The sequence below is a fragment of the Pseudoalteromonas sp. SG44-8 genome, assembly GCF_014164125.1.
GTDB lineage: Bacteria > Pseudomonadota > Gammaproteobacteria > Enterobacterales > Alteromonadaceae > Pseudoalteromonas > Pseudoalteromonas rhizosphaerae.
Genome location: NZ_JACJEQ010000002.1, coordinates 177,754 through 190,251, shown reverse-complemented (window position 1 = coordinate 190,251; position 12,498 = coordinate 177,754). Strand labels below are relative to the sequence as shown.

The 12,498-nt window shown below is 40.4% G+C and carries 11 protein-coding genes and 2 tRNA genes; 5 read left to right on the top strand and 8 right to left on the bottom strand.

What is annotated here, in order from left to right:
* Positions 1-121 precede the first annotated feature (121 nt).
* From H5163_RS03150 to H5163_RS03135, 4 genes are all read right to left on the bottom strand, one after another.
* Positions 122-198 (bottom strand) — tRNA-Val (locus H5163_RS03150).
* A 33-nt stretch (positions 199-231) separates the two neighbouring features.
* Positions 232-308 (bottom strand) — tRNA-Val (locus H5163_RS03145).
* Positions 309-419: 111 nt separating this feature from the next.
* Positions 420-1,490, bottom strand: coding sequence for a DUF3080 family protein (locus H5163_RS03140; protein ID WP_182734306.1), 1,071 nt, complete (start codon positions 1,488-1,490; stop codon positions 420-422).
* Positions 1,468-2,823: an MATE family efflux transporter gene (locus tag H5163_RS03135; RefSeq protein WP_182731282.1), complete on the bottom strand. Its 1,356-nt coding sequence runs from the start codon at positions 2,821-2,823 to the stop codon at positions 1,468-1,470. Before H5163_RS03135 ends, H5163_RS03140 begins: the two co-directional genes overlap by 23 nt.
* A 176-nt stretch (positions 2,824-2,999) precedes the next feature.
* On the opposite strand from H5163_RS03135, the gene H5163_RS03130 reads away from it, so the two are divergent.
* On the top strand, positions 3,000-3,629 hold the full coding sequence (locus H5163_RS03130; protein WP_182734305.1) for a riboflavin synthase subunit alpha: 630 nt from the start codon (positions 3,000-3,002) through the stop codon (positions 3,627-3,629).
* Between the two features lie 18 nt (positions 3,630-3,647).
* Here the strand turns inward: H5163_RS03130 and H5163_RS03125 are convergent, their stop codons facing one another.
* A complete protein-coding gene (locus H5163_RS03125) occupies positions 3,648-3,851 on the bottom strand; it encodes a CPXCG motif-containing cysteine-rich protein (protein WP_145233067.1) in 204 nt (67 codons plus the stop codon).
* 183 nt (positions 3,852-4,034) lie between these two features.
* Complete coding sequence (locus tag H5163_RS03120) at positions 4,035-4,895, bottom strand: fructosamine kinase family protein (protein ID WP_182717354.1); 861 nt, start codon at positions 4,893-4,895, stop codon at positions 4,035-4,037.
* Positions 4,896-5,026: 131 nt separating this feature from the next.
* On the opposite strand from H5163_RS03120, the gene H5163_RS03115 reads away from it, so the two are divergent.
* Positions 5,027-5,722 (top strand): DUF445 domain-containing protein, encoded by a 696-nt coding sequence (locus tag H5163_RS03115; RefSeq protein WP_182734304.1) that lies wholly within the window; start codon positions 5,027-5,029, stop codon positions 5,720-5,722.
* A 58-nt stretch (positions 5,723-5,780) separates the two neighbouring features.
* Here the strand turns inward: H5163_RS03115 and H5163_RS03110 are convergent, their stop codons facing one another.
* Positions 5,781-6,146: a DUF3718 domain-containing protein gene (locus H5163_RS03110; RefSeq protein ID WP_145233070.1), complete on the bottom strand. Its 366-nt coding sequence runs from the start codon at positions 6,144-6,146 to the stop codon at positions 5,781-5,783.
* Positions 6,147-6,499: 353 nt separating this feature from the next.
* Between H5163_RS03110 and H5163_RS03105 the strand changes: the two genes are divergently transcribed.
* The 3 genes from H5163_RS03105 to H5163_RS03095 all read left to right on the top strand — a co-directional run bounded on the left by H5163_RS03105 (position 6,500) and on the right by H5163_RS03095 (position 10,018).
* On the top strand, positions 6,500-7,285 hold the full coding sequence (locus H5163_RS03105) for a hypothetical protein (protein ID WP_145233071.1): 786 nt from the start codon (positions 6,500-6,502) through the stop codon (positions 7,283-7,285).
* Between the two features lie 96 nt (positions 7,286-7,381).
* A complete protein-coding gene (locus tag H5163_RS03100; protein WP_145233390.1) occupies positions 7,382-8,764 on the top strand; it encodes an amidohydrolase in 1,383 nt (460 codons plus the stop codon).
* Positions 8,765-8,776: 12 nt separating this feature from the next.
* Positions 8,777-10,018 (top strand): amidohydrolase family protein, encoded by a 1,242-nt coding sequence (locus tag H5163_RS03095; RefSeq protein ID WP_145233072.1) that lies wholly within the window; start codon positions 8,777-8,779, stop codon positions 10,016-10,018.
* A 148-nt stretch (positions 10,019-10,166) separates the two neighbouring features.
* Here the strand turns inward: H5163_RS03095 and H5163_RS03090 are convergent, their stop codons facing one another.
* The gene (locus H5163_RS03090) at positions 10,167-12,389 is read right to left on the bottom strand and encodes an NADP-dependent isocitrate dehydrogenase (protein WP_145233392.1); all 2,223 of its coding nucleotides are present in this window, start codon (positions 12,387-12,389) and stop codon (positions 10,167-10,169) included.
* Positions 12,390-12,498: the final 109 nt, after the last annotated feature.

The window sequence follows — 12,498 nt, the reverse complement described above, 5'->3', positions numbered from 1 at the left end:
GGATTCGAACCGCTGACCTTTGGACCGGGTGATCAAGAGTGGGTAGTGCTCTAACCAGCTGAGTTTTAGTTTACTTAAGATTTATAAAGTAGGTTAGGCTGATTTTTGTTTTTACTTGAATTGGTACGACTGAGTGGATTCGAACCACCGACCCCTACCATGTCAAGGTAGTGCTCTAACCAACTGAGCTACAGTCGTACAATATATTTTAATAGGACTTTTCCTTAAATTTGGTACGACCGAGTGGATTCGAACCACCGACCCCTACCATGTCAAGGTAGTGCTCTAACCAACTGAGCTACGGTCGTATCATAAATTTAAGTTGTGCTAATTGCTTAACAACGGTCGCTAATATATAGCGTGCGCTGAAGTGAATCAAGCGAGAAACGCTTTTTTTAGTTCGTTTGCCGTTTTTTTATTCATATTGGGCTGATTTCACACGTTTTATAAAATTTTTGCCACCAAATAACGTGTGTTTTGGTGGAGTCTTTAAATGCTGTGAGTATATTACTTGGCTGCGCTGGGCTTAGTAATGCCGTTAGTTGCGGTTGTGTTGGGCTGGAGTCTTGCCATAATGCTCGATACAACGGCATTAGGCGCTCTAAAGCACCTGATAGTTGAGCCTGATAGGGTTGTAACTGCTGCAAGTAATATTTCTTGAATACGTTGCTGAGGATCTGTGCTTTGCGTTTATTTTTTAGCGGGTTGCATAGTGTGCTTAGCTCAATATTCGCTAAAAAGTTACTAGTACTATTATTTAGCTGTGTTTGTTGGCGTACTGCGCTTATTAAAGCTTGATTGAAGTTAAACTGGCGCAATTGTGCCAGTAGCGGATAGAGCGCTTGAGAGTCTATTTGTGCATATTGCTGCTGTATTATTTGCTGTTTTAAATTCACTAGGCTTTGCAGCGCAAGTTCGGTTTCTACAAGGCCGGCTAAGTTTGTATCAAGTGTATAGCCGGTTAGCTGCCATGTGCGTTTTAGTTCTGGGTCTTTATAAAGTAGCTGCTTGAACTGCTCTAATAACTGTTGTTTTTTATTATGTAATTCGTTACTTATGGCTTGATAACTTTTTGAATCAGGTTCTAGACTATCTAAGCACTGTGGTGCAAATTGAATAAATTGAATCTGGTATATTAACTGGCTAGCAGGAGAGGCGAGTTTTCCTAGTTGACTATTATGTTCAGCAATAAGGGTATTGAGTTTACAGTGTGAAAGTTGTGCCAGTTGCAATATGCTCAACTGTTGTGCATTTTTTGGTTTATTGTTGCTAACAACTGATAGCGCAACATTGGTAAGTTTTGCTGTATCAGGAGTTGGCTTATCTAACGCATTCGCGAGCCGCTGCTGATATTCTAAATACACATCAGCGGGTTTATCTGTGCATGCACAAAGTAGCAGTAAACAGCACAGTAAACTACAAAGGTAACCAAACCGTGACGTTTGGTTACCTTGTTGGTGCGATTTTTTAAGCGCTTTTAAGTGGTTCATGTTTGAATCTATTCGCGACAGTGAGCATTAATAACACTGCGGCTACACTTAAGCCGACGATGATACCTACCCAAAAACCATGCGGGCCCATTGCTGGCACTATTAAATCGGTGCGTGCTAAAACAAAACCCAGTGAAAAACCAATCAACCAGTAAGATATAAAGGTTATATACGAAATCGGTGCTGTGTGTTTTAAACCCCTTAATATACCGTTGGCAGCTACTTGTAAGGAATCAGGTAGCTGATAAATACACGCTAGAATCATGATTGACGTTGCTAAGGCAATAACACGTGCATCATCTGTATAAAGTTGACTGATCACGTTTCGGCCAAAGAAGGTGATGGCAGCAAGTAGAATGGCAATGATCATGGCTAGAATATAGCTTGTTGAAATAGCTTTTTTAAGCTGCTCAAAATGATGTTGGCCGTATAAATTGCCAATCCGAATACTGATCGCAATAGATAAACTCAGTGGCATCATAAACAGCAAGGTTGTGACACTTGCAGCAATCTGATGGCCGGCTACCGCAACCGCACCTAAGTGCGCAATAAATAAAGGAATACAGGCAAATAAAGTGACTTCAAAAAATGTAGCAAGTGAGATTGGTATGCCCACCTTAGTAATTGCCCACATGGTTGGTAATTGCGGTGCTTGAAAGTTTGCTAATAATGTTTTGGCATCTACTTTTTTACTTAATTGGCAATAAATAACTTGTGCGATGGCCATAGCAGTAAATACTAATGCTGTGGCAATCCCACAGCCTGCACCACCGAGTGCGGGCATACCAAACATACCGTGAATAAACACATAGTTGGCTGGGATATTGATGGCTAAACCAATTAAGCTGATATAAAAAGCCGGCTTTGTCATCCCCATGCCTTCGGTAATATTACGATAAACACTGAACACTAAAAATCCAATAATGCCCCATTTTACAAAATGAATATAGTCATAGGCCATATTGGCGATAGCAGGGCTGGTATCGAGTTTGAGAATAATAATATCGGCAAAATAGGCAATAGATAAACCGATAACACTCAATACACCAGCTAGGTACAAGCCTTGTTGAAAGTAATGGCTGATGCCGGTTTTATCGTTAGCGCCGGAAAATTGCGCAATTATGCCAGTCAGGGCTAATAATATGCCTTGCAGAGCCAACATGGCGGGGTTCCATACGCCGGTTGCAATTGACAATGCTGCTAAATCGGTAGGACTCACTTGTCCTGCCATGATGGTGTCGACCACTGACATTAAAACTAAGGTTACTTGTGCTAAAAAAACGGGGATTGCCAGAGAAACTAACCGTTTGGCTTCCCAACTACAAAAAGTCATATCACTTACTACGTAAACTGAAGAGGCAGATAGTGTAATCGATAAAGCACAGAATCAAAAATTATAGCGATGAGTCAATGTTATTGGTTACAGTAATAATAACGTGGATCGGGTAAACTAAAGCGTGAAATAATATGAATAGTATCTACTTTAGGTAATAAAAGGTGAATTGATTTATGTTTACAGGAATTGTGCAAACACAAGCGACGGTGATTTCAACTAACCAGCAGCAAGGTGTGATGCGTTTAGTGCTCGCTGTAGCAAAGCAATATGTTACAAAACTTGAGTTAGGCGCCAGCGTTGCCATTAATGGTTGCTGTTTAACGGTTGTTAAAGTAGATAATATCTCTGATCAACCGCTTGCTCAGGTTCACTATGATGTAATTGACGAAACATTACAGTTAACTAATTTAGGAAAGCTTATTGCTGGCAGTACCGTTAACTATGAGCGCTCTATGACTTTTGGTACTGAGTTAGGTGGGCATATTGTATCTGGTCACATTCACTGCACCGCCCAGATTGAAAATATTATTCATACACAAGATAATTGTAAAATACAGTTATGCTTACCAAGTCAATGGCAAAAGTATGTGATGTATAAAGGTTTTGTATCAGTCAATGGCGCTAGTCTCACGGTAGGTGAAACCGATGAGCAGGGCTTTTGGCTGCATTTGATCCCAGAGACGTTAGCTATTACCAATATTGGTAAGGCTGCAATTGGTGATGCGCTAAATATCGAGGTTGATCAACAAACTTATACCATCATCAATACGGTCGAAAATTACTTACGACAGCAGGCTGCGTAGTCAAATATAAATGCTAGGCTAAAATATTTGTTCGTCATCGCTATCAATATGTAACTCTACCTTACTATTTGCATAGTCAATATGCATATTAAAATGGATAGGGTTACAGCATGCTGCGCAATCTTCGAAGTAATCTTGATCGCCATCACTAGCATCAAGGGTAATATGAATATGATGGCCACAATGTGGGCAGCAGATCCGTTGTGAGAGTTGGTTTTTCATAAATGATTCAACCTTACAAAGCAGAGCAATAAAAGGTAATTATTTATCGCTGCTGATAAATGGTTATGCACCCCATAATTGAACGCTAGCGCCTGTCATTGCTGGGGTTGTTCAACATTAGGCGATATCTAAATATAGTCTGCTTTATTCATTTATGACATCTATTTGACAATAAAAACGACCTTATTTCAGTAGTAGTTCTATTTGTTGTTTAGCTTCAGTAAGATAGTGGCCGGCAAAGATATTTGCATGATTTAAAATAGGGTAAAGCTGGTAAATTAACTTACGTTGCTCATAGCCCTGTGTTAGTGGGTAATGCTTGTTATAGGCGATGTAAAAAGCGTCAGGTAAAGGAGCAAAAAGCTCGCTCATGGCAATATCAACTTCCCGATCACCATAATAGCAACTCGGATCAAATACACTCGGTACTGATTGAATAAATCCCATGTTGCCACGCCAAAAATCGCCATGCAACAATGATGGCTTTACGGTATGACCATGTAGCATGTCTTTTATCAGTGCGACAAAGTAATCTTTGTCGACGAGATCAATGCCTTTTTCATGCAGTAATTGGAGCTGCCAGCCAATGCGCTCTTCGGCAAAAAATATATTCCATTTTTTATGCCAGCGATTGGGCTGAGTTGTTGGGCCAATAAAGTTATCCTGATCAAAACCAAACATGGCTTGGCGATGTTTCAGATGCAGGCTTGCAAGGTGGCCACCCATAATATGCCAGTTGGTATGAGGTTGTTGGTCAAGTTCAAGCCATTCTAAAACGATAAATGAAAACTCAATATTAGCACCTGTAGTGATACAATCTGGCACCATAAATAAGCTCTCTTTAGTGAGCAGTTGTAAATTGTGGGCTTCGTTTTCAAATCGCTCTAAGTCACTACGATGAGCTACTTTAACAAAATACTGGTGTGTACCATCACTGAGTTGAAATAGTTTATCGTTATTTGGGCTTTGCAGTTGGCGTTTTATAGTGTGTTTAAAGTCAAAATGCATTGCTTGGCTGATCTGTTCGTTAACCGTATTCCACATAGCATTGTTCACCTTTTATACAGATAGTTAAACTATGGCAAAAAGTAGTTAAATAAACAAACTCTTGAGAGTAAAATTAATGTTTTATAAGCGCGCGCTAAGCTTTATGCAACAAACAAGTGGAGAGAATGATGAATAAAAGCCTTATTACCAATGTAATTGCCGGGATTTTAGTGGTGACGGGTTTTCTATTTGACCAAGCAATTGTACTGTCAATCGGCTTATTTGCACTCTCAGGCGCAGTGACTAATTTACTCGCAGTGCATATGTTATTTGAAAAAGTACCTTTGTTATATGGTTCGGGCGTGATCCAGCTGAAGTTTGCAGGTTTTAAAGTGGCGATTAAAAATCTTATTTTAACCGAGTTCTTTTCAGAGCAAAAAATATCTCAATTGTTAGGCAACAAAAATATCAATGTCGACCTACAGCCAGTGATCAATGAAGTCGATTTAAATCCTGCTTTTGATAACTTACTTGACGTTATTGAGCACTCCCAATTTGGTAGCATGTTAGCGATGTTTGGAGGTAGTGCCGCGGTTGAGCCAATGCGCGAAGCATTTATTGACAAAATGCGTGGATCATTACTTAATATGAGCGAAACCGATGAGTTTAAAAGTTTGGTGAATGAAAAATTGACGCAATCAGGGCTCGCAAGTGATTCGTTGTTTAACACTGTTTCTGGGTTGGTTGATGAGCGTTTAGACGAGCTGACACCAAAAATGGTCAAAGATATTATACAAACCATGATCCGTGAGCATTTAGGCTGGTTAGTTGTATGGGGCGGGGTATTCGGTGGTTTGTTTGGCCTGATTGCTGCAATCATATAAATTAGTTTTTAAGCAGGCCAACGACTCGCCTGCTTAAATTTGATATTGCTTAGCCATACTACTTAGAACCGGCAACAACCATAATTGTTTGTTGGTCTAGTTTTGCTAAATCTTGAATTGAGGTACCCGTTGTCGTTTCAAGGTTTAGATATTTTGCCGTTTTATTAAAACCGTAAGTTCCCGCAAATTTTGCGATACTCATGTCGTTACAACGCAGTTTATCGGTTGTGGTTGTTTTGCTAATACGTAAGTCTCTCATCGTTGCATAAAGTTGCGAAGGCCTATTGGAACTCACCGCCATGCATATTTGGGTACTTGGACTATTATCAGCTGCAACAAATTGTGCAGCCTCAGTATTTGTTGCAGTAAGTGCTGCAGAGCTTAAAAGTAATGTTGTACAAATCGTTGTTGATAAAGTATTCATCATCATTCTCCAGTGGTTTGGGTATGTCTGCTTGTTGATGAGTTAATTATCAGCTTTATTTTTAAATAAAGCTGTAAATGAAAATCGACAAGATGTAACACCGTGTGTGGATGTGTTTTATAATAATTAACTATCTGATAATAAATGATTTAATGTATGTATTTTGACATATTTCAAACAAATTATTTTTCACTTTTTTTATTGTTTTTGGTTGTTTTTCAATCTGCTTTCATAGGTTTTACATTCTATTTACTTTAGAGTCATTGTACTTTGTTGTGCAGCATTACTGACATATTTTTCAACCCTGTTATGATCGTCTTGATTATCAAAATACCTGTCTATTAGGAGACTCTGTGAGTAAAACATTGGCGAGTTATTATCAGCAAGCATACGCCTGTGAACAGCATAATTTTAACCGTTGCTTTTATTGTGGCTGTGAAGCGACTGAGCGCGATCATTGCCCGCCATTGCATATGCTACAAAGCATTATTGATTTAGGTGAAGAAGCTGAGTTTATTAGTATTCCAGCGTGCTATGAATGCTATGCAATATTGCACAACGAGCGCTTAATGACGATTGATGAACGCTTTACTAAGTTAAAAAACAAACTCGGTGCCAAATACGCTAAACCACTGCGGGTTTATAATATGTGGCATGAGAATGAACTTAGCGATATGAGTGATGAGTTTGCACATAGCATTAAAGCGGGTATGGCGTTAGGAAAAGAAGCCGCAGAGCGCTTGGCGTTTAGTGGTTTTAGTTATGCAACCGAAGAAGCCAAGGTCACAGTGCGAGAAAAAACGGCTGAGTTTGATGTTGAAGGCGCCATTTTTACTGATTTTAAAGAAGCTTTAAATTATTGTATTAGCGAATTAAAAGTACAAAAAAGTGATTTTTATAAAATTTTAGTAGAAGACTACCAAGGTGATTTTAATAAAGCCTTGAGTCAGTATCGTCATCGTCACGATAAAGTGACTGCCGCTAAAGATGGCGATTGCCTAATTAAGGATTTTTCAAAATTGCATAAACAAAATTCAGACTTCGTAACTCGCACTGTTAAGCACTTTATTAGTAAAGATCCAAGTTTGACAACAGAAGCTGCACTTGAGCAACTGTATAACAATTATATTAAGAAATAACATTCATCTTATATAAATGCAGCTCTAGCTGATTTTTTAGCTTTATGTTGTGTGTTTATATAAAGTAACAAAAAAACAACAACAGAGACTAATATGATGCAAAAATTTGCTCCTTCATTGTTGGTTGTTGCACTTGGTGTGGCGATTGCCGGCTGCCAAGACAACGGCCCACAAGACGACAAAGTAACAATCAATAAAAATCCATATCCAAGTACCTATAAGGTACTTAAATCAACCACGACGCTTATCACCAATGCAACAGTACTAACAGGTACAGGTGAGCGTTTAGAAGAAGCCGATGTATTACTTGTTGACGGAAAAGTGCAACAAGTCGGTAAAGATCTAACTGCACAAGCTGATTTGACTATTGATGCACAAGGTAAATGGGTTACACCTGGGCTCATTGATGTACATTCACATTTAGGAGCATACCCAAGCCCTTCTGTTGAATCTCATCAGGACGGCAATGAAATGACCAGCCCAAATACTGCCGAAGTGTGGGTTGAGCATTCAATTTGGCCGCAAGACCCTGGCTTTAACCGCGCGCGTGAAGGCGGTATTACCGCATTACAAATTTTACCTGGCTCAGCTAATTTATTTGGTGGTCGAGGGGTTACTTTAAAAAATGTTCCATCGCACACGATGCAGGGTATGAAGTTCCCTGACGCACCGTATGGTTTAAAAATGGCCTGTGGTGAAAACCCTAAGCGTGTTTACGGGCGTAAAGGGGTTTTACCATCAACACGAATGGGCAATATGGCTGGCTATCGCACTGCTTGGATTGGCGCCGCTGAATATAAACGCGCGTGGGATAAATACGATGCTGATTATGCAGCAGGTAAAAATCCAGAGGTGCCGCATCGTGATATTAAATACGATACATTGCGTGGTGTATTAGAAGGCGAAGTAATGATCCACAATCATTGTTACAAAGCAGAAGAAATGGCAATGATGATTGACCTTTCAAAAGAGTTTGGTTATCACGCGGGTACTTTCCATCACGGTATTGAAGCATACAAAATTGCTGATTTACTTGCAGATAACGGCTCATGTGCTGCGCTTTGGCCTGATTGGTGGGGCTTTAAAATGGAAGCTTACGACATGGTACAAGAGAACGTAGCTATTGTTGATGCGGTTAAAAATTCTTGTGCTGTTGTTCATTCAGATTCTGACACCACAATCCAGCGCTTAAACCAAGAAGCCGGTAAAGTAATGTACCGCGCTAACGATAATGGGTTTAATATTTCAGAACAGCACGCAATTAAATGGATCACTTCGAATGCTGCAAAATCGCTAGGTATAGCTGATAAAACCGGTTCACTCGAAGCTGGCAAACAGGCTGATGTGGTAATTTGGAATCAAAGTCCGTTTAGTGTTTATGCTAAAGCTGAGCAAGTATTTGTTGATGGTGCGAAAGTGTATGATCGCTACGATGATACATTCCAAGCACAAAGCGATTTTATGTTAGGTCAAAAATAAGGAGTAACTAGGATGACAAAATTAACACATTCATTTTCACTCTCGCTAGTTGCTGCTGGTTTGTTAGCAAGTACTGCGGTGAACGCCCAATCAGTCGCGATCATCAACGCAACTGTTCATACCTCAACTGAGCAAGGTATTTTACAAGGCGCTAGCATCATCATGGATGAAGGCAAAATTATTGCTATTAATCCTGCAACAGTCGAAGCTGATACGATTATTGATGCCAAAGGGCAAATTGTTACAGCTGGCTTTATTGGCAGCATGAATCAGTTAGGTCTAGTTGAAGTGGGCGCTGTTGCTGGCTCTCGCGATGCTGGCGATGATAAAGCGGGGATCGATTTTGATCCAAGCCTAGCATTTAATGCTCACTCAAGCTTGATCCCGTATGCACGTAAAGGTGGCATCACCCGTGATGTGATCACCCCACATGGCGGAGAAAGTATTTTTGCAGGCCTTGCCAGCGTAGTTGATTTAAGCGGTGAGTTTGACAGTGTTAAGCAAACGCAAGTCGCGCTGGTAGTTAATTTAGGTGAGAAAAGCAAAGGCTCGCGCGCAATGTCGCTGAAAAACTTGATTGATAAGTTAGCAGCACATCAACAAAAAGCCAGCAAAAAAGATAAAAAAGACGATGCTGTACCAAGCACTGAAGATAAAGTGCTCGATAAAGTATTAGCGGGTGAAATGCCACTATTAGTAACGGCTTCTCGCGCCGCAGATATTATTGAGCTAATCAAAGTAAAACAACAGTTTTCACTTAATTTAGTGATTGCAGGCGCACAAGATGCCGTGGTTGTAAAAGAGCAATTAGCGCAAGCAAATGTTCCAGTCATTGTAAGTTCTATGGAGAGCTTGCCAGGCAGTTTTGATTCGCTACATGCGAGTTTAGATAATGCAGGCAAACTCGAAAAAGCAGGCGTAAAGGTGTTGTTGTCGATCGCAGGCGATGCCAGTCACAATGTTTATCAATTGCGTTTTGACGCGGGTAATGCGGTTTCTTATGGCATGACACAAGCGGGTGCATTAAAAGCGATAACAGCGAATGTTGCTGATGTATTTGGAATTAATGCCGGTAGTGTGGCGGTAGGTAAAGCTGCTGACTTAGTGATGTGGAACGATGACCCATTTGATTTTACTAGTCACGTAACTAAAATGTTTATTAACGGCGAAGAAGTTTCAACTGAAGCACGCCAAGATAAACTCCGTAAGCGTTATACTACTGACTCAGATATGCCTCGCGCATATACTAAGTAACTACGTTCAGCTTAGTAACTTGAACAATTTAAAGGCTGCATTTGCGGCCTTTTTGCTTTTTGTATCAGTGAAAAATAAAACATTATTTAAAAGCCACAAAAAAGGCGCTCACTTTAACAGTGAGCGCCTTTTAAATTTAAATCGATACTTATACTAGTTTAGCTAAGATATCGTTAAATGTTGTGCTAGGGCGCATTGCTTTAAATGCTGCATCATCATTTGGTTGGAAATAACCACCGATGTTTACAGCTGGGCCTTGTGCATCGTTAAGTTCGTTAACGATTTGTTCTTTGTTGGTTTCTAAATCACTGGCGATTTGTGTGAACTGTGCTTTAAGTTCACTGTCATCGTTTTGCTTGGCAAGCTCTTGCGCCCAGAATAAAGATAGGAAGAAGTGAGAACCACGGTTATCAATTTCTTTCACTTTACGAGACGGTGATTTGTTTTCAGCAAGGAAAGTACCTGTTGCTTTATCAAGGGTATCAGCTAGCACTTGTGCTTTGTTGTTACCAGTATTGACAGCTAGGTGCTCAAGTGATGCCGCAAGTGCTAAAAACTCACCTAACGAATCCCAACGTAAGTGGTTTTCTTTTTCGAATTGTTGAACGTGCTTCGGTGCTGAACCACCCGCGCCAGTTTCAAATAAACCGCCGCCATTCATAAGTGGTACGATTGAAAGCATTTTTGCACTCGTACCAAGCTCAAGAATTGGGAATAAATCAGTTAGGTAATCACGTAATACGTTACCTGTTACTGAAATAGTATCTAGGCCATCTTTAATGCGTGCAAGAGAGAATAAGGTTGCTTCAAGTGGTGCAAGTATTTGAATATCAAGGCCCGATGTATCGTGGTCTGGCAAGTATGCGTTAACTTTCTTGATTAACTGTGCATCGTGCGCACGGTTTTCGTCAAGCCAGAAAATAGCAGGGTTACCGGTAGCGCGTGCACGGTTTACAGCTAATTTTACCCAATCTTGAATTGGTGCATCTTTAACTTGGCACATGCGCCATACATCGCCTTGCTCAACAGTGTGTTGTAGCAATACGTTGTCAGCACTATCAACAACACGGATCACACCATTTGCTGGTGCTTCAAAGGTTTTGTCGTGTGAACCATATTCTTCAGCTTTTTGTGCCATTAGGCCAACGTTAGGAACGCTACCCATAGTGGTTGGATCAAATGCACCGTGTTCTTTACAGAAATCAATTGTTGCTTGATAAACACCAGAGTAACAACGATCAGGAATGACAAAGCTAGTATCTTGCAATTTACCTTCACTGTTCCACATTTGACCACTTGAACGAATTGCAGCAGGCATAGACGCATCGATGATCACATCACTTGGTACGTGTAAGTTAGTGATACCACGATCAGAATCAACCATCGCAATTGCAGGGCGTGTAGCGTATACAGCGTCAATATCAGCTTCGATTTCAGCGCGTTTAGCATCGTCTAATGTTTGGATTTTAGCGTAAACATCACCAAGACCATTATTAACATCAACACCTAGCTCAGCAAATAAAGCGCCGTGCTTAGCAAAAACGTCTTTATAGAATACTTTTACCGCATGACCAAAGATGATTGGATCAGATACTTTCATCATGGTTGCTTTCATATGTAATGAAAACAGAATGCCTTTTTCTTTTGCAGCATCGATTTCAGCCGCTAAGAAAGCTTGTAGTTTCGTAATACTGATTGAAGATGCGTCAATCACTTCACCAGCAAGTAATGGCGTGCTTGCTTTAAGAACAGATACGTCGCCATTTTCAGCAACGTGCTCAATACGTACATCAGTAGCAGTATCAAGCGTTACTGATTGCTCAGAGCCAAAGAAATCGCCTTCGCTCATGCTCGCAACATTTGAAGCAGAATCTTTGCTCCATGCACCCATTGAATGTGGGTTGTTACGTGCATATTCTTTTACAGAGCCAGGAGCACGACGATCAGAGTTACCTTCACGTAATACTGGGTTTACAGCACTACCTTTGATTTTGTCGTAAGTTGCTTGAATTGCTTTTTCTTCATCTGTTTTAGGTTCAGCAGGGTAGTCTGGCAGTGCGTAACCTTTTGCTTGTAATTCTTTGATAACAGCACGTAATTGTGGAACTGATGCACTGATATTTGGTAATTTAATGATGTTTGCTTCAGGTTTTTTAGCCAGCTCGCCTAATTCAGCAAGCGCATCACCAATACGTTGTTCTTCAGTTAAATACTCAGAGAAGTTAGCAATAACACGACCCGCTAAAGAGATGTCACGTGTTTCAACTTCAACGCCTGCGGCATTAGTGTATGCTTGGATGATCGGCAGCAAAGAGTATGTTGCTAGTGCCGGAGCTTCGTCTGTTTTAGTGTAGATAATTTTTGATGTCATCATCATTCCTAGATAGTAGGCGTAAGAGCCATATTCAACAATGCAAAGAAATATCATCGCCATCATGCGTGCACGACGTGACAATGATCAGTCAGTTAGGTGTTAATAC

Bases quoted from the DNA above. Each gene is read 5' to 3' on its own strand.
- H5163_RS03140 (WP_182734306.1), bottom strand. From the start codon at position 1,490: ATGAACCACTTAAAAGCGCTTAAAAAATCGCACCAACAAGGTAACCAA.
- H5163_RS03135 (WP_182731282.1), bottom strand. From the start codon at position 2,823: ATGACTTTTTGTAGTTGGGAAGCCAAACGGTTAGTTTCTCTGGCAATC.
- H5163_RS03130 (WP_182734305.1), top strand. From the start codon at position 3,000: ATGTTTACAGGAATTGTGCAAACACAAGCGACGGTGATTTCAACTAAC.
- H5163_RS03125 (WP_145233067.1), bottom strand. From the start codon at position 3,851: ATGAAAAACCAACTCTCACAACGGATCTGCTGCCCACATTGTGGCCAT.
- H5163_RS03120 (WP_182717354.1), bottom strand. From the start codon at position 4,895: ATGTGGAATACGGTTAACGAACAGATCAGCCAAGCAATGCATTTTGAC.
- H5163_RS03115 (WP_182734304.1), top strand. From the start codon at position 5,027: ATGAATAAAAGCCTTATTACCAATGTAATTGCCGGGATTTTAGTGGTG.
- H5163_RS03110 (WP_145233070.1), bottom strand. From the start codon at position 6,146: ATGAATACTTTATCAACAACGATTTGTACAACATTACTTTTAAGCTCT.
- H5163_RS03100 (WP_145233390.1), top strand. From the start codon at position 7,382: ATGCAAAAATTTGCTCCTTCATTGTTGGTTGTTGCACTTGGTGTGGCG.
- H5163_RS03095 (WP_145233072.1), top strand. From the start codon at position 8,777: ATGACAAAATTAACACATTCATTTTCACTCTCGCTAGTTGCTGCTGGT.
- H5163_RS03090 (WP_145233392.1), bottom strand. From the start codon at position 12,389: ATGACATCAAAAATTATCTACACTAAAACAGACGAAGCTCCGGCACTA.